The following is a 17,443-nucleotide window of genomic DNA, read 5'->3' as shown; positions in this document are numbered from 1 at the left end:
AGGCCTTATTCGCCGCGCTTGCGGAAACTAACCAACAAACTGCCCAAAGACGCCGCTTTGGGTTTTACCAGCCAGAACTTGCCGATGTAGTCATCGAAGTTGTCGAGCAGGTGTTGGCCCCATGCACTCTCGGTTTCCTGCGTGAACTCTTCAATAACAGTACGCAGGTGGTTGCGATGGGCTTCCAATGCCTCAGTGTTGATACGGTGGATATCCACCAATTCGTGGTTATAACGATCTACGAAATCATTGGCTTCGTCGAGCACGTAGGCAAAACCGCCAGTCATACCTGCACCGAAGTTAACGCCGGTTTGACCCAATACAGTCACTACACCGCCAGTCATATATTCACAGCAGTGATCGCCCGCACCTTCCACTACCACATGGGCACCGGAGTTACGCACGCCACAACGCTCACCTGCAGTACCGGCAGCGAACAACTTACCGCCAGTCGCACCATACAAACAGGTATTACCCATGATGCTGGTTTTGTTGGACTTGAACTCGGAGGTGCGCGGTGGACGAATCACCAACTTGCCGCCAGCCATGCCTTTACCGACATAGTCATTAGCATCGCCTTCAAGGTACATATCCAGGCCGCCCGCATTCCACACACCAAAGCTCTGGCCAGCAATACCGGTGAGTTTCAGTTTCAGCGGCTTGTCAGCCATACCGTGGTTGCCGTAGCGCTTGGCGATTTCACCACTGATACGCGCACCGATTGAACGGTCGCAGTTGGTGATATGGAACTCAAACTCACCACCGGTGTTAGCTTCAATCGTTGGCAACAATACGTTCACCATCGCCTCAGCAGTTTCACCTTTATCGAACGGCTCGTTTTTAGCAACAGCACACAGCTGCGGCTTGGTTGCCAAATAATCATCGGTATAGATGATCGGGCTTAAATCCAATTGTTGTTGCTTGGTGGTTTCACCTTCGAGGATCTTGAGCAGATCAACACGGCCAACCAACTCACCCAAGCTGCGCACGCCTAAACGCGCCATCCACTCACGGGTTTCTTCAGCAACAAACTTGAAGAAGTTCATCGCCATTTCAACGGTGCCGATGTAATGGTCTTTACGCAGTTTGTCCTGTTGGGTAGCAACACCGGTCGCACAGTTATTCAAATGGCAGATACGCAGGTATTTACAACCGAGCGCAACCATCGGGCCGGTACCAAAACCGAAGCTTTCTGCACCCAGCATTGCTGCTTTGACAACGTCCAAACCGGTTTTCAAACCACCATCCGCCTGTACGCGCACTTTATCGCGCAGGTCGTTAGCACGCAGGGTTTGATGGGTTTCGGACAAGCCCAATTCCCACGGCGAACCGGCATATTTAATCGAGGTTAACGGGCTCGCCGCTGTACCACCGTCATAACCGGAGATAGTGATCAAGTCGGCGTAAGCTTTCGCCACACCAGCAGCGATAGTACCCACACCTGGACGCGATACCAACTTCACCGATACCAATGCGGCAGGATTGACTTGTTTCAAGTCATAAATCAGCTGCGCCAGGTCTTCGATCGAATAAATATCGTGATGCGGCGGTGGCGAAATCAGGGTCACGCCGGGAACCGAGTGACGCAGACGCGCGATCAACGCATTCACTTTACCGCCAGGCAGCTGACCACCTTCACCGGGTTTTGCACCCTGGGCGACTTTAATTTGCAGTACTTCGGCGTTCACCAGATAAGCCGGTGTCACACCAAAACGGCCTGAGGCCACTTGCTTGATTTTGGACGATTTAACCGTACCGTAACGCGCCGGATCTTCACCGCCTTCACCGGAGTTGGAGCGGCCACCCAAACGGTTCATGGCTTCAGCCAAAGCTTCGTGTGCTTCAGGTGACAAAGCACCGAGCGACATACCGGCTGAGTCGAAACGCTTGATGACGCTTTCGATCGGCTCAACTTCCGATAACGGCACAGGTGTGCAGGCATCCTCGCGAATCGCCAAGAGATCGCGCAGCATCGCCACCGGGCGCTTGTTCACCAGATCGGCATAGTTGCGCCACAGGGCGTAATTACCGCTCTGTACCGCGCGCTGCAGCGATTGCACCACGTCAGGGTTATAAGCGTGATATTCAGAACCGTGTACGTACTTGAGCAGACCGCCCTGTACGATTGGCTTACGCTCCAGCCAAGCTGTTTGCGCCAGAATCTTTTGGTCAGCTTCCAGATCTTCAAAACGCGCACCGGCCACACGGGACGGCGTGCTCTCAAAGCACATGGAAACCACTTCTTCCGACAGACCAATCGCTTCAAACAACTGGGCACTACGGTAAGAGGTAATAGTGGAAATCCCCATTTTGGAGAGAATTTTCAGCAGGCCTTTATCGATACCTTTGCGATAGTTTTTGTACGCGGTATCCACATCGCTCAGCAGTTCGCCGGTTTCGATCAGGTCGTTGAGTACGTAGTAGCTCAGGAACGGATATACCGCCGTCGCACCGTAGGCAATCAAAGCAGAAATCTGGTGCGGATCGCGCGCACTGCCGGTTTCAACGATCAGGTTGGCATCGCAACGCAGGCCAACGTTGGTCAAATGCTGGTTAACAGCACCTACCGCCAGCAATGCCGGGATTGGCAACAGACCTTTTTCAAAGCCGTAATCGCTCAGTACCATCAGCACTTTGCCGGATTTAACGGCAGCAGCTACGTCATCGCACAGCTTAACCAATGCAGATTTCAGGTTGGTCTGCTCGGCGTTGTAGTAGAGCGAGAACTTCGCCACTTCATAGCCGGGGCGATTCAAATTCATCAAGCCGCGGAATTTCTCCGGCGACAGGATCGGTGAGCTGAGGATCACGCGATCCGCATGCTCTGGCAGCTCGTCATAGACCGGCAATTCACGACCAAGGCAAGTTTCCAGCGACATTACAATCGCTTCACGCAGCGGGTCGATGGGCGGGTTGGTTACCTGCGCAAATTGCTGACGGAAATAGTCATACAGTGAACGCTGGTGACGCGACAAGACCGCCATAGGGGTATCGTCACCCATGGAGCCAACTGCTTCCTGACCACCTTCAGCCAAGGGACGTAATAACTGGTCGCGCTCTTCAAAGCTCACCTGGAACATTTTCATGTTGGCTTTGAGCGCGATACCGTCGATACCATTTTCTTTGGCATCGGTATTCAGGGTGGATTCGATCCGCAGCGCACGCTCTTTCAGCCACTTTTTATAGGGCTGGGTTGCTTTCAGCTGGTTGTCGATATCCTGGGTTCTATGCAAGGTGCCAGTCAGGGTGTCGATCGACATAATCTGGCCAGGGCCAAGACGCCCTTTTGCCACTACGTCAGCCGGATCATAGGCGTACACGCCCACTTCCGAGGCCACGGTGATCATATCGTCTTTGGTGATAACCCAACGGGACGGACGCAGACCGTTACGGTCAAGGGTACATACCGCGTAGCGACCATCGGTAATTACCAAGCCAGCGGGGCCATCCCACGGCTCGATATGCATGGAGTTGTATTCGTAGAACGCACGCAGATCCGGGTCCATGTTCTCCACGTTCTGCCATGCCGGCGGCACCAGCATACGGATCGCACGGTGTAACTCCATGCCACCCAACACCAGCACTTCAAGCATGTTATCCAGGCTTGATGAGTCAGAACCGGTACGGTTAACCAGCGGAGTCACGCTGTGTAAATCCGGCAGCAGTGGCGTCACAAATTTAGGGGTACGCGCTACCGACCAGTTGCGGTTACCCACAATGGTATTGATCTCACCGTTGTGCGCGAGCATGCGGAATGGCTGGGCCAATGGCCAGCGCGGCGAGGTATTGGTAGAGAAACGCTGGTGGAACACGCAGATCGCGGTTTCCAGACGCTCGTCAGCCAAGTCAGAAAAGAAACGCGGCAGATCGACCGGCATCATCAATCCTTTATAGGAGAGAATCCCGGTGCTCAGGCTGCACACATAGAAAGTCTTGTCGTCTTGCAGGCGAATTTCAGCCTTGCGACGCGCCATAAACAACTTGGAGTTAACCTCTTCAATGGTGAGGTCAGGGTTGTTTACGAACAAATGATTAAACGCAGGCAGCGAGCGCATGGCGATTGGGCCGAGGCACGTCGGATCAACCGGCACTTCGCGCCAGCCAGCCACGATCAGGCCTTGGGCAGTCAATTCTTCCGCCACAATTGCGCGCGCTTTATCGGCAACAGCAGGCTCGCGGCTGAGCATAATCGCGCCCACGCCGTAAATAGAGGTCAGCTCAACACCACAGGCTTCCTTCGCGACAGCACGCAAAAAGCTGTCCGGCTTCTGGATCAACAGGCCGCAACCGTCACCGGTTTTACCGTCTGCATTGATGCCCCCACGGTGGGTCATACAAGTCAGGGCTTCGATCGCCGTTGTAAGCAGACGATGGCTGGTCTTGCCCTTTAAATGGGCAATCAAACCAAAACCGCAGTTATCTTTAAACTCGTCTATCTGGTAGAGGCCAGTGGTCATAGGCTGATTCTCAACAAAAATCACTATCACGGAATGTGCTGCAAGTAGAGGCAAGGCTCATGCGAAAGCCGCGCCAAATCACATCCCAGACAAAAAAGCCCCTGAGGTGTAGGGGCTGGGCAAATGGGCGCAGGATATTACCCGCTTAGAGGGGTATTGGCAAGACAAGCAAAGGGGTTACAGATGTAGAATTATGAGCCAGATCGGTGCAAAAATCAGCTGGGACTACCGAATTTATTGCGCCATCCGACCACCGGACGGCGCTTGGCAGATCAGGAAGATTTACCCCAGCGCTCGCGCGTCAGGGTTTGTTTGCCGCCGAATGCCTGTTGGTCAGCGTCGCTTGCACTGTCTTTGCACTCACCGCGCACCCATAGGTGATAGCGGGAGATGCTGCGATCCAACTCAAAAAATCCTTCCCGGCAATATCCGGCATGCTCGACCACATAAGCCGTGTTTTCGAGCAGGCGATCATAAGTACCGCGCCCCATATCGACACCGCCGCGGGCAAAATCCCGCCCCGGACTGCCACCGCTGCGCGCGACCTGGACATGATTAGGAATATGCTCTTCAGGCCAGCGCAGGCGATAGGTAAACATTTTGCTGGTATTGGGCAGGATCTCCACCTCCAGCGTCTCTACCATTTCGGTATCGACGTAATTGCGTCCCGAGGTTCCGCAGCCAGCGAGGCTCATCACGCCCGCAGCTATTAGCATCAGAATCAGCAGTTTCTTCATGCACAAATCCCACATCCGGTTTTCATTATTTATCAATTTTGTGGCGCTACCGTTACCGGCAAACACATTACACATCCGATTAAAGAATCCATGCTGACAGCCGACAAACTAGCCATAGCTATTTATCTTTCCGCATACACTACACGCGTTTAACGCCGGAGCCTACCATGGGTTCATCCAACCGCCACACCAGCCTGGGTTATGGACTGCTGTTGACCTGCATTTTGGGCGCGAGTTCAGCTTTGGGCGCCAACTCAATTGTGCCGGATGACATCGCCTACAAGCCCAAAAGCACAACCGCTCCTGCCAACACGCCAGGCGTGATCGTAGGCACTGCCGAGCTGCCAAACACACCTCCAAACACATCCCAGCCAGGCTCATCCCCCGCCATCGCACCGGATATCGCGGTAACAGCACAACCGACAAGCTACCTGGGCCGAGGCCAATGCCCTGACCAAAGCCGCAGCCACGACAACTTGCAAAAATCCCTGGTGATTACCCGCTTCCTGCGCAACTCACAGCAAACGGCCAATGCCGGGAATTTATTTGCGGCCGAATCCGGCGTGCCGGAATTAATCCGCGCGCAGCTCAGCGAACAATATCAATCGATTGGGCCATCGGTATTGCAACAAGGATTCGCAGCAACCAACCTCACCGAAGCGCAACTAAAGCAGCACGCGCAAAAAATCGCCCGACAAGCGCGCACGCAATTTGTGCTGAGCGGCACCATTTACGATATGGCGATGGACACACCGGAAACCACTTACGCCCCCAATCTCTACCGCCGCACCGCCAATGCATTTCACGATATTTCCGGCATTGAAAAATTTGATAAGCGCACTCGCACTCTGAGCATGGACGTGCAGTTGCGCGATGGATTTACCGGCGATTTATTATTTAACAAACACTATGTAACTACTGGCATCTGGAACCAACGCAAACCCGTTGGTTTTGATTCGGCGGCTTTTTTCAACACGCCATATGGAAAGCAGGTTGTTGCACTCACCGATAAAATCAGCCAGGAATTAGCCCAAGTAATTCACTGCCAACCGTTTATGGCAACAATCGATAGCGCACCAGGGCAGGCGCAAATTTTATTGCACGGCGGCGCGAATAACGGTTTGCATGCGGGCGATAATTTGCACTTGTACCAAGTGATTGTGGTTGGCTCAAACACTGACTATCAAGTGGCCGACACGCGCCTGGTAAAGCGCGACACACGCCTGCATTTGAGCGAGGTATATCCCTCGCACAGCATCGCAGTGGTTGAAGGTGGGAGCTACCTCAACGGTAGCTATTTGGCGGTAAGCGAATAACTTATTTGCCGGGAGCTTCGGAGCCGTAGTGCTCCGCGAGATAATCGTCGTGCGTAGGCAAACTCTTCACCATATTGAGAATGGCTGAGCGCGCGAGCTTTAAAGTTTCATTGATCTGCTCAAAATCGAGATTGTCGACCCGCGGGCTGTATTTTTGCGGGCGAATTCCCATCCCTTCAAATACTGATTGCCAACTGGTGCTACGAAATAATTCATCGTTATCTTCACGCAAAATACCGTGGCCTTTAAACAGCTCGATGCGCTCACGCAGCGACTCGGGCAACTCCATCGTTTTACACCAGCGCCAGAATTCGCTGTCGTCGCGCTCAGTTGCGCAGTAGTGCAATACAATAAAATCGCGCACCTCTTCGTAATCCGCACCCATGCGCCGATTGTATTCGCGCTGCAAACTCGGCTCACAATCCGCATCGGGGAAAAAGCGCAAAAAGAAATCCATCCCGCGCGCAATTAAATGAATCGCAGTGGACTCAAGCGGCTCAATAAATCCGCCCGACAAACCAACTGCAAGGCAATTGTCCTTCCAAAATTCTGTACGACGCCCGGTATTAAAATGAATCACTCGCGGATCATTGATGCGCGGTGCATCCAGATTTTTTAACAAGGTCGTTTTTGCTTCGGCATCGCTGCAAAATTTACTGGAATAGACGTAACCATGACCGGTGCCATTGCGCAGCGGAATACGCCACGCCCAACCAGCTTTGCGCGCGGTCGCGGTGGTGTAAGGCATGCGCGAACCTGCCACTTGGGTTTTTACGACTATAGCGCGATCGCAGGGTAAATATTTTGACCAATCGTCAAACGCAACGCCCATGGATTTTTCAATCAACAGCGCTTTAAAGCCGGAGCAATCGATAAAAAAATCGCCGTGAATTTTGCGCCCGTCCGACAGCACCAGCGCATCGATAAAACCATTTTCTTTGCGCAGCACATCAACACAATTGCCTTCACTGCGCACCACGCCGCGCGCTTCCGCGTAGCGACGCAAATAAGCCGCCACCAATTTTGCATCCAAATGCACCGCATATCCCGCGCCGCCAATCGGTGTATTCATCGCCTGCGACGGTGGGAAAAAACGCTCCTGCGCGGCCATCACGGCGCAGGGAGAAAAATCCTGTAAATTGTATTGCTCACCCTCCATAGTCGCCTTGAGCCAGCACTGGTAAAAATCCTGCGAATTAATGCGTTTGCCCAGCGTACCGTAGGGGTGAAAATAGGATTCGTTTTTTGCTTTCCAATCAACAAATTTAATGCCCAATTTGTAGCAGGCCTGGGTCTCGCGAATAAACTCTTCTTCATCAATGCCCAAGCTGGTGATCAATCGCACCACGGGTGGGATAGTGGATTCACCCACACCAATCGATGAAATTTCTTCCGACTCAACCAATTCAATTTCACACAACTCGCGTTTGAGATGCGCAGCCAACATGGATGCAGCAATCCAGCCGGATGTACCACCACCCAACACGACGATTTTTTTAAGTGGATTCATACTTGCACTCATAACGACATCCCAACATTTACCAGCGCTGTATCGGAAGCATAGTCTGCTCTGCGGAATCTGGTTCAGTTGTAAAATTCCAATAGGCGCCACTGCAAAACTGGATGGACTTGCGCAGCACATCGATGGCTTTGTGACGGGGAAAGCTCGCCCGCCAAGCCAAGGCCAATTTGCGGTTTGCACCGACGAGTGGCCGTGCGACCAACTTAAGTGGTGCACAAGTATTACTCTCCGCCGCAGAGCGCGGCAAAATGCTCACCCCCAAACCAGCCGCCACCATATAGCGCACTGTTTCCAAACTATTGCCCTCGGTGAATTTGCGCACCACCTGACCATCACTACCCGGCTCGCGCCATTCAGGGCAGAGCGACAATACTTGCTCACGCAGGCAATGCCCCTCACCCATCAGCAATAAATCATCGCGAGCAATATCGGCTATTGCAATTTCATCTTTACGCGCAAGCGGATGGTTTTGCGGCATCAGCACCACCAACGGCTCACTGAACAACTCCTGGGTGACAACATCAGATTCACTAAAGGGTAGCGAGACCAAAATTGCATCCAATGCACCATCGCGCAGTTTTTTGCGCAGACTCTCGGTGAAATCCTCTTGCGCAAAGAGCGACATGTTCGGCGCCTGCTTTTTCAGATGCGGAATCAACTGCGGTAGAAGGTAGGGTCCCATAGTGAAAATAGTTCCCAGTGCCAGCGGGCTATTGAGCTGATCTTTACCAGCGTCGGCGAGTGATTTAATCGCAGCCGTATTAGCCAACAGCAGTTTTGCCTGGGCAACAATTTTCTCACCCAAAAGCGTTGGCTGAACTTTGGTTTTAGTGCGCTCGAATAATTCGATGCCCAGCTCCTCCTCAAGCTTCCTGACGGCAATACTCAAGGTCGGCTGGCTCACATGACAGCGCTCGGCCGTACGCCCGAAGTGATTTTCTTCCGCCAGAATAACGATGTAGCGCAGCTCGGTCAGGGTCATGGAAATCCCAAAAGTCAGATAATGACGCCAGTGTGCCCTTTTGCAGCCCCTCAGGTAAAGCGCCCTCCCTAAAAGACTATAGATAAAATCTATGGCGTCAGAATTGCCCCCGATTCACCCGCTCACGTAAAAAGTGCGACGGGCTCACCGTCTTTTCGACAGTTCTTATTTCTCCAATAAAACACTATAAAAATTATCAGTAGGTGCGTTATGCCAATTGCTCAATTATCGGTCGTATTTTTCCTGCAAATGTTCATCATTCTCGCCGCCTGCCGTCTCGTCGGTTGGATCGGGAAGAAGTATTTGCATCAACCCCAAGTTGTCGGTGAGATGATCGCCGGTGTAATTCTCGGGCCATCACTGTTTGGCCTTTTGTTGCCAGAACTACAAAAAACTGTATTCCCAACCGAGATGAAAGGCGTGCTCTACGTTGGCGCACAGCTGGGCGTCGGCATGTACATGTTCCTGGTGGGACTGGGCTTCCGTGGCGATCACTTTAAATCCAACTTCAAAAGTGCAGCGGCGGTTTCCATATCTGGAATGGCGGCGCCATTTCTCGTTGCGCTTGCAATAACCCCTTGGCTGCTCACTGTGCCCGGCCTCTTCTCCGAGAAAGCCACTACCTTTAGCGCAACCTTGTTTATGGGTGCATGTATTGCGATCACCGCATTCCCGATGTTGGCGCGCATTATCCATGAGCGCGGATTAAGCCAAACCAAACTGGGCACGCTCTCCTTGTCTGCAGGCGCAATCGATGATGCAGGCGCATGGTGTGTACTTGCGATTGTGTTGGCCACCTTCGGCGCTGGTGCTGAATTGGCAGTTAAAACAATTGTTGGCGGTATCATCTTCGCGACCTTTATGATTCTGGTTGCGCCAAAAATCCTCGCCCCACTGGCTCGCGCCGCCGAGAAACAAGCAACCCTCAGCCCAACCATCTTTGCCCTGGTCCTGATGGCATTCATGCTGTCTGCCTTTACTGCAGATGCGATTGGCCTGCACGCGGTTTTCGGTGGCTTCCTGCTCGGTGCAGTAATGCCACGCGGCAAACTGACCCAAGAGATCAAGCGTCAATTGGAACCCTTTGTCGTCATCGTATTGATTCCAATCTTCTTCACCTACTCTGGCTTGAACACACAATTGACCATGGTGAACAACATTGAATTGCTCGCTATCGCAGCGGTAATTCTGGTTGGCTCAATCGTCGCCAAAGGTGTTGCCTGCTGGGGCGCAGCTCGTCTGTGCGGCGCGGACAACCGTACCGCCATGGGCATAGGCGCATTGATGAACGCACGTGGATTGATGGAACTGATCATCATCAATATCGGCTTGCAAGCGGGCGTGATTGGCCCAGCCCTGTTCTCAATCATGGTATTGATGGCGATTGTCACTACCTTGATGGCATCACCACTGTTTGAACTCGTGTACGGCAAGCATGCACGGAAAACCGGCGAACTGGCGGCCGTAGACGCAGAAGAACAAGAACCGCAACCAATCGAGACCAAACCCCAAACGGCTTGATAAAAACCCCTTTCTTCTCCTTTAAGAAAGCCCTTTAGCCCGACTCATGTCGGGCTTTTTTATTTCGATCACATCGCGTTTTCTGTCGCGTTATTCACTATCAAAATAACGCAACTTTGGCGCCAATATCCCCACACACATAAAAACCGTCGATTGTTTTTACAAATTTATGACGCCACGAAAAAGCGAGAACAGCATCACACAACAGAATCAATAACTTACAAATTTGGCGCACTAATTGCCTTTAGGCATGTAATTCAGCAGAGGCTGAAGACAACCACTCATGGACTCTAATTATGCGCACCATCAAAAACTTACTCTCAGGTCTTGTAATCGCTCTCAGCTTCAGCGGCATTGCACACGCAGGTGCAATCACTATCGACCTGACTTCACCTAACTCTCGCACTGGTATTTTTAACAGTACTTACGCAAAGCAATACAACTACGAAAAAAGTGATTTAGGTTTGGCAGTTACGGGCTGGTCTTACGGAACTAAAACCGTAACCACCCCCAAAACCTGTGCGAAGAAAGATCGCCGTGGTAATTGCACATCCTGGAACGCAGCAGTGACAACAACATCAGTTGTCACAAGTATCGAACAGGAATATGTAGGCAAGTGGGATGGTCTTGGTGTTGAAAAGACTGACTCGCCAAACCATGCAGTTGATAACGAAGGGGGCGATTTCGATATGCTCCTACTCTCGTTCGATGAAGTCGTTAAGCTTCTGAGCATCGACTTGGGGTGGATCAGCGGTGACAGCGATATATCGCTCCTTGCCTTCACTGGTACAACCTTCAACTCCAGCTCCCTGCTTGGCAAAAAATGGGAAGACCTGATTGGTAATGGCTGGCAGTCCGCGGGCAACTATTACAACGTGGATTACGGCTCTAACAATGGCAACGTAAATTCCACAGGCATTACTTCCCAATACTGGTTGGTAGGTGCTTACAACGATAAACTGGGCGGCTTCACTGGCTCAAATAAAAACCTCAGCAACGGCAATGACTACTTTAAAGTCAAAGGCGTGAGCGTTGAGCGCCCACCGGTAGTGAAAGTGCCTGAGCCAAGCTCACTGTTACTGTTGGCATTAGGCTTGATCGGTTTAGGCGTAGTGCGCCGTCGCGCTGCCTAGTTCTCACAAGCAGTAATCCAAACCAAAAAGGGCGCCTTCAGCGCCCTTTTTTATTGCCTATATATTTGTATCGCTTATGATGGCGCCGGTTATAAAAAAGATAATAAGAAAACAGGCACAACAATAACAATCCATCTGCGAGGTAAATGTATGTCAAAACGAATCGCTTCATCCCTTGTACTGGCCTGCGCATTCTTTTGCACAGCACTTAGTGCCCAAGCGCAACAATTCAATGTATTGCTCTTTACCAAAACCAGTGGTTTTCACCATGAATCGGTCAATGAGGGAGTTGATGCGGTGCGCAAGCTTGCCGTGCGCCATCATTTCGCCGTCGACTGGCATGAAGATGCGAGCATTTTCAACGATGAAAAGTTAAAAAAATACCAGGCTGTCATTTTCCTGTTAACCACAGGCGATATCCTCAATGACGAGCAACAGGCGGCCATGGAACGCTTTATCCGCTCCGGCAAAGGCTTCGTCGGCATTCATAGCGCATCTGATACCGAATACGACTGGGACTGGTACACCAAAATGGTCGGCCGCACATTTCATATCCACCCAGCAATTCAAACAGCGGAACTGACTGTTACCAATCGCAAATTTCCCGGCGTTGAACGCATGCCAGATCGCTTCTTATGGACTGATGAATGGTATGAATTTGGCGCAGAGCGCATTGAGGGACTGAATTATATTTTAACGGTCGATGAGCAAACCTTTGATCCTTCCGCCAAGTGGGGCGAGAAAGAAACAAAGGGCATGGGCAAATTCCATCCCATCGCCTGGTATCACAATTATGACGGCGGCCGCGCGTTTTACACCGCTCTCGGCCACATGCCCGCCACCTATAGTGACAAACTCTTTCTTGAACACATTTATGGTGGGCTTTATTGGGCAGCAACCGGTAAAGGTTTGCGCAAAAAATAATTCCTGACTTTCATCTTATACAAAACTAAAAAATATTATGAAAAATTTCCTTAAGACCTATGCAAGGTTTATTTATCCCGCCCTTATTTTGGTGGTGTCGCTCAGCATTTATTTTCCGTATTACGGATCACCACAGGCAATGTTTTGGGATGAAAATTACCACGTCCCTAACGCGCAAAAATATGTTGATGGTGTGATGTATATGGAGCCCCATCCACCACTGGGCAAATTGCTCATGGCGGTGGGGGAGGTTTGGTTTGGCGGCAACGAAAACGTCAATAAAACCAAATTGCTGGAAACCGATTATTTGACCGGCGACAACGCACCGCCAGAAATGACGTATAAAGGATTTCGATGGCCATCAACAGTAATGATGGCGCTTTCAGTGTTATTTTTTTACGGCATTATCAATTGCATCACCCAACGAGCCTGGTTAGCAGCGGCATTCACCAGCATGGTGATTTTTGATAACGCGCTGGTCATCCATTCCCGCGCAGCGCATCTCGACGGCATACAGCTCTTTTTTATTCTAGGAGCACTTTATTATTTCGCTCGAACAGTGACTGCATTTATTAACCAGAAAAGACCAATCCAATTAAAAGATTACGCCATCATTGGATTAGTAGTAGGTTTAGGCATTACGGTAAAAGTGACTGCGGCCATTTTGGTACTGCTGCTCGCGATGCTGTATCTGGTGGATCAATGGCAAAATATTAAAAGCTGGAACTGGCAGGTATTGCTAAAGCGCTTGGCAACCACAGTGCCCTCCGGTGTTATTCCCGTTGCCATCGCGTTTTTCGGTGTGTTTTATATCCATATCGGCCTGGGTAGTCAGGTCTATCAAGAGCGCACCTACAAAGCATCACCAGAATATCTCAACCAAATTCGCATGGGCGAAACCTGGTCACTCAAAACCTTTTCATTGGGCATGCGCGACAACTGGAAATTCATGTCTGAATACGCCGATGGAGTTCCGCGCCTCGACGAATGTAAACCCGATGAAAATGGCAGCTATGTGATGAACTGGCCGCTCAGCAGCAAAACCATTAGTTATCGCTGGGACAAAAATACTGTCGATGGTAAAACAGTCACCCAATATAAATATTTAATCGGGAATCCGATTGTATGGTTGTCGGTGATTGCGGGAATTGTTTTATCGTCTGGATTAATCATTGGCCGCTTTGTTTACAACAATCCTGTTAAAGATGAGCGACTGTTTTATTGGATTTGCGCGTTTACCGGGCTGTATATCTGCTACATGATCGCGGTGCTGCAAATCGAGCGGGTAATGTATCTCTACCACTATTTGATCGCACTTATGTTTGGCGCGGTCAATCTCGCCCTGGTATTTAATTACATCTACCGTGATGAAGTCATTGCCAACAACAAACATACCATCATCAACGCCAGCTTGTTTGCGCTGCTGGTAATCGGCGTGTTCGCATTTTTCTCGCCTTTCACCTACGGTTTTGGTTTAACTGAAGACCAATTCGAGCTGCGCAACTGGTTCAGCTTCTGGAAATTGCAGGTGGTGAGATAAGATGAACATTCAGAACTTTCTTAATAAAAATAGTATTTTCACCGCGCTCATCGCATTGGTGGTCATTATTATTTTGGTGCGTATTACGCCGGTAACTGTCGACCCGGTTGTTAAGTTGGTTATCAGTAAAAACCGCGTAAGCATCGGCAATATTTATCAGCAGCGCGATATTGAATTTACCCGCGAGGTAATGATTGACCGGTTAAACCTGCTGGATAAAAGCCGCTTCAGCCATCCAAAGCTTGGCAATATTGCGACTTACAGCGATGACTTCTTCGTCGATGTTGATCACAAAATTACCGTCAAAAAGTCAGACAACTATCGCTTTATGGTTGGCAGTGATGACGGTTTTTCGCTGAGCATTGATGGAAAACTGATTTGTGAACACCTTGGTGATCGCCCCTACAGTGTTCAGCCTTGCATGGTATTTTTAAATGAAGGCGAACATCAGGTACACGTCTCCTACTTCCAGGGCTTCGGTAATTCCGGTTTCACTGTGGAGTATGCGCGCGGTGATGAAAAGCAGCGCTGGTTCGGTGAAGATTCTGACAACGTTAAATTCTGACAGACTGTTTTATTGCCATACAAAAAACGCCGGCAATTGCCGGCGTTTTTGTTTCAACCTTGCACCACATTAATTAGTCACGGCAAATCATCTACATTCTCACTCGTTAGTGCAGACCGCACCTGCCCCAGCCCTTTGCGCATTCGTCGCTCGCCCAACCACAGCACTATAGGTGCAGCGATAAGAATTGATGAACTGGTTCCTATCACAATGCCGAACAACATCGGCAAAGAAAAACTGGCCACCGCACTACCGCCTGCAACAGCCATGGGCAAAAGCGCGAGAAAAGTAGTGACCGAGGTAAACACTGTACGAGTGAGCGTTGAAGTAATACTTTCATTGAGCAATTGCACCAGCGGTTTATCGGGAGTGTTGCGCAAATTTTCGCGGATGCGATCAAACACAACCACTTTATCATTCACCGAATAACCAATCAGCGCTAACAATGCAGCCACAGCAGTGAGATTAAATTCAACCCCCGCCAGTACAAAAAAGCCAATCGTTTTCGTCAAGTCCAAAGCAAGCGTAAGTGTTGCAGCTAGCGCAAAATGCGATTCAAAACGCACCCACAAATACCCCAGCATTCCTAGTCCGGCTAAAATAATAGCGAGGATAGTTGCATCACCAAAATCGCCACTCACCCGTGCGCCTACCATTTCAACACGCGGAAACTCTGCCTCGGGAGAAATGGCTAACACCGCAGCTTTTACTTTTTGTACGCTGTCTCCGCTCGCAACATCTTCCGTTGACACCATAGGTAAACGCATTAAATAATGCCCTTCTGCACCAAACTCCTGAATTGCTACCGCTGTATTTTCGCCTTTAAATGCGCCGCGTAAGTCGGTGATAGTGGCGTGAGGCGCACTCACTTCCACAACAGTACCGCCACTAAAATCAATACCGTAATCCAGCCCCGGGTTAAATAATAAAAATAGCGATGCAAACGATAAAATCGCCGAGACCAATAAACCGAAAAAGCGCGCACGCAAAAATGGAATAGTATTTTCGCTGATAGTATCCAGCCATTTTATGCCCGAGATAATCAGCGGCTGCCGACCCAATTTTTCTACACGCCATTCCATTACCAAGCGCGTAAAAGAAATCGCCGTGAACATCGAGATTAATAGGCCCACCGCCATAGTCACTGCAAATCCGCGCACTGGTCCACTGCCAAATAAAAATAACAAACTGATTGCAATAAGGGAGGTGACATTGGAATCGAGAATAGTACTGTAAGCACGATCAAAACCTGCGCGCAGCGCTGCCATTGCTGCTTTTCCGCGCCGGGTTTCCTCGCGGATGCGTTCGTTAATTAAAATATTGGCATCCACCGCCATACCGATACTTAAAATAAAACCGGCAATGCCGGGCAGCGTCAGCGTTGCGCCGAGCAATCCCAATACCCCAAACGTCAGGCCAATATTTAGCGCAAGGCCAACGCAGGCAGTAAATCCCCAACGCCCATAAATACCCACCATAAACGCCAACACTAACAAGGCACCAAGAATGCCAGTGCTAATACCCATGGAGATTGCATCGCTGCCTAAATCGGGGCCGACCGTACGCTCTTCAATAACATTCAAGGGTGCGGGTAACGCGCCTGCACGCAACAACAAAGCTAAATCATTTGCACTCTCACTGGTGAAGCTGCCACTAATTTCTCCACTGCCGCCTTGAATTGCGCTGCGAATAACAGGAGCAGTGATCACTCTATCGTCCAACACTATGGCGAGCGCACGACCAATATTATTTTTGGTCATGTCACCAAAACGACGCGCGCCTTCACCATCTAATCTGAAATTAACAACTGGCTCTCCCGTTTCCTGATTAAATGCCAAACGCGCATCGCTAATATGTTTGCCTTCCAATGCAATCCGCTCCTCCAGCGGATAGTTCTCTGCGGGAGAATCACTTTGCACTGAAATGACCTTGGTATACATGGCTGACTTTTCATTTGCGACCCAGTGAAATGTCATGCGTGCAGTAGTACCCAATAAAGTGCGGATATGCTGCGGATCACTAACGCCCGGCAATTGCACAACTATGCCGTCCGTTCCCTGCCGGGAAATCAGCGGCTCTACCATGCCGGTTTCATCCAGGCGACGGCGCACGACTTCTACGCTTTGTTCGACTGCATCCTGTATTATTTTTTCATGCAAGGCTGGATTTTTATTGCGCACCAGATCACTGGTATCAACCTCCAACAACAAGTGCGAACCACCGCGTAAATCCAACCCCAGGGTTATTTCATTTTGCGTGTACCAAGCTGGTAACTTTTCTAACGCCGAATCCGGTAGCACATTTGGTAAAGCACAAAGTAATCCAAATAAAATAATCAGGCCATAAACAAGCGCCCGCGAAAAAAGTGTTTTCATCGCTAATACTCCACTATGCCCCCGACTTTCAATCAAGAAAGGAAAGCAAAAAAATAATTACGTTGTTTTTAAGCAGGATTAATTAAACGAGCGGTGGCGCGCGCGGGGCATTGAGGGCTTGCAGTTGATGCAAGCAGAGAGCTGGGTAATATTTGTAGAAATTTGTTGCCGACGAGAAAATTACCGGCAAAAAATTACTTAATTCTGTAGAAGGAAAATCGCTGTGTGGATCAAAGTGTTTGAGCGGCGAGTGAGAATCTTGATGGCGAGAGTAAAATCGTTTGACGCTTGGTGAATAATCACCGCTGGCATGCAGTGGAATATCCTGAGCAGCCACAACATTACTGCGCTCAAGATCATAAACACCATGC

Annotated in this window: 12 protein-coding genes; 6 read left to right on the top strand and 6 right to left on the bottom strand. The window is 50.2% G+C overall.

All coding sequences use genetic code 11. From position 1 onward, the window contains the following. Window positions 1–5: 5 nt before the first annotated feature. Both gltB and AAGC78_RS16855 read right to left on the bottom strand, forming a co-directional pair. Window positions 6–4,457 (bottom strand): glutamate synthase large subunit, encoded by a 4,452-nt coding sequence (gltB, locus tag AAGC78_RS16860; RefSeq protein WP_435785268.1) that lies wholly within the window; start codon window positions 4,455–4,457, stop codon window positions 6–8. 272 nt (window positions 4,458–4,729) lie between these two features. After that, entirely contained in the window at window positions 4,730–5,194 is a 465-nt protein-coding gene (locus AAGC78_RS16855; RefSeq protein WP_435785267.1) for a hypothetical protein, read from the bottom strand. A 167-nt stretch (window positions 5,195–5,361) separates the two neighbouring features. On the opposite strand from AAGC78_RS16855, the gene AAGC78_RS16850 reads away from it, so the two are divergent. Next, the gene (locus AAGC78_RS16850) at window positions 5,362–6,510 is read left to right on the top strand and encodes a flagella assembly protein FlgT middle domain-containing protein (protein ID WP_435785266.1); all 1,149 of its coding nucleotides are present in this window, start codon (window positions 5,362–5,364) and stop codon (window positions 6,508–6,510) included. A gap of 1 nt (window position 6,511) precedes the next feature. On the opposite strand, the gene AAGC78_RS16845 is transcribed toward AAGC78_RS16850, so the two are convergent. Beyond that, complete coding sequence (locus AAGC78_RS16845; protein WP_435785265.1) at window positions 6,512–8,032, bottom strand: tryptophan halogenase family protein; 1,521 nt, start codon at window positions 8,030–8,032, stop codon at window positions 6,512–6,514. Between the two features lie 16 nt (window positions 8,033–8,048). Next, complete coding sequence (locus AAGC78_RS16840; protein WP_435785264.1) at window positions 8,049–9,014, bottom strand: hydrogen peroxide-inducible genes activator; 966 nt, start codon at window positions 9,012–9,014, stop codon at window positions 8,049–8,051. A 210-nt stretch (window positions 9,015–9,224) separates the two neighbouring features. On the opposite strand from AAGC78_RS16840, the gene AAGC78_RS16835 reads away from it, so the two are divergent. The 5 genes from AAGC78_RS16835 to AAGC78_RS16815 all read left to right on the top strand — a co-directional run bounded on the left by AAGC78_RS16835 (window position 9,225) and on the right by AAGC78_RS16815 (window position 14,697). Then, window positions 9,225–10,535, top strand: a complete 1,311-nt coding sequence (locus tag AAGC78_RS16835) for a cation:proton antiporter (protein WP_435785263.1) — start codon at window positions 9,225–9,227, stop codon at window positions 10,533–10,535. Window positions 10,536–10,831: 296 nt separating this feature from the next. Next, window positions 10,832–11,668: an exosortase-dependent surface protein XDP1 gene (xdp1, locus tag AAGC78_RS16830; RefSeq protein WP_435785262.1), complete on the top strand. Its 837-nt coding sequence runs from the start codon at window positions 10,832–10,834 to the stop codon at window positions 11,666–11,668. A 150-nt stretch (window positions 11,669–11,818) separates the two neighbouring features. Continuing rightward, a complete protein-coding gene (locus AAGC78_RS16825; protein WP_435785261.1) occupies window positions 11,819–12,592 on the top strand; it encodes a ThuA domain-containing protein in 774 nt (257 codons plus the stop codon). A gap of 37 nt (window positions 12,593–12,629) precedes the next feature. Then, window positions 12,630–14,132 carry a phospholipid carrier-dependent glycosyltransferase gene (locus AAGC78_RS16820; protein WP_435785260.1) on the top strand — a complete coding sequence of 501 codons (1,503 nt, stop codon included), beginning with the start codon at window positions 12,630–12,632 and terminating at the stop codon, window positions 14,130–14,132. A 1-nt stretch (window position 14,133) separates the two neighbouring features. After that, on the top strand, window positions 14,134–14,697 hold the full coding sequence (locus tag AAGC78_RS16815; protein ID WP_435785259.1) for a PA14 domain-containing protein: 564 nt from the start codon (window positions 14,134–14,136) through the stop codon (window positions 14,695–14,697). Between the two features lie 77 nt (window positions 14,698–14,774). Here AAGC78_RS16815 and secD read toward each other — a convergent pair whose 3' ends face one another. Further along, on the bottom strand, window positions 14,775–17,072 hold the full coding sequence (gene secD, locus AAGC78_RS16810; RefSeq protein WP_435785258.1) for a protein translocase subunit SecD: 2,298 nt from the start codon (window positions 17,070–17,072) through the stop codon (window positions 14,775–14,777). Window positions 17,073–17,154: 82 nt separating this feature from the next. Further along, on the bottom strand, window positions 17,155–17,443 hold a 289-nt coding region (locus tag AAGC78_RS16805), incomplete at its 5' end, for a hypothetical protein (RefSeq protein ID WP_435785257.1).

The sequence above is a fragment of the Cellvibrio sp. genome (genome assembly GCF_039207905.1).
Classification (GTDB): Bacteria; Pseudomonadota; Gammaproteobacteria; order Pseudomonadales; family Cellvibrionaceae; genus Cellvibrio.
This window is presented reverse-complemented; position numbering and strand designations above follow the sequence as displayed.

Bases quoted from the DNA above. Each gene is read 5' to 3' on its own strand.
- secD (WP_435785258.1), bottom strand. From the start codon at position 17,072: ATGAAAACACTTTTTTCGCGGGCGCTTGTTTATGGCCTGATTATTTTA.
- AAGC78_RS16825 (WP_435785261.1), top strand. From the start codon at position 11,819: ATGTCAAAACGAATCGCTTCATCCCTTGTACTGGCCTGCGCATTCTTT.
- AAGC78_RS16845 (WP_435785265.1), bottom strand. From the start codon at position 8,032: ATGAGTGCAAGTATGAATCCACTTAAAAAAATCGTCGTGTTGGGTGGT.
- xdp1 (WP_435785262.1), top strand. From the start codon at position 10,832: ATGCGCACCATCAAAAACTTACTCTCAGGTCTTGTAATCGCTCTCAGC.
- AAGC78_RS16835 (WP_435785263.1), top strand. From the start codon at position 9,225: ATGCCAATTGCTCAATTATCGGTCGTATTTTTCCTGCAAATGTTCATC.
- AAGC78_RS16815 (WP_435785259.1), top strand. From the start codon at position 14,134: ATGAACATTCAGAACTTTCTTAATAAAAATAGTATTTTCACCGCGCTC.
- AAGC78_RS16840 (WP_435785264.1), bottom strand. From the start codon at position 9,014: ATGACCCTGACCGAGCTGCGCTACATCGTTATTCTGGCGGAAGAAAAT.
- AAGC78_RS16820 (WP_435785260.1), top strand. From the start codon at position 12,630: ATGAAAAATTTCCTTAAGACCTATGCAAGGTTTATTTATCCCGCCCTT.
- gltB (WP_435785268.1), bottom strand. From the start codon at position 4,457: ATGACCACTGGCCTCTACCAGATAGACGAGTTTAAAGATAACTGCGGT.
- AAGC78_RS16850 (WP_435785266.1), top strand. From the start codon at position 5,362: ATGGGTTCATCCAACCGCCACACCAGCCTGGGTTATGGACTGCTGTTG.
- AAGC78_RS16855 (WP_435785267.1), bottom strand. From the start codon at position 5,194: ATGAAGAAACTGCTGATTCTGATGCTAATAGCTGCGGGCGTGATGAGC.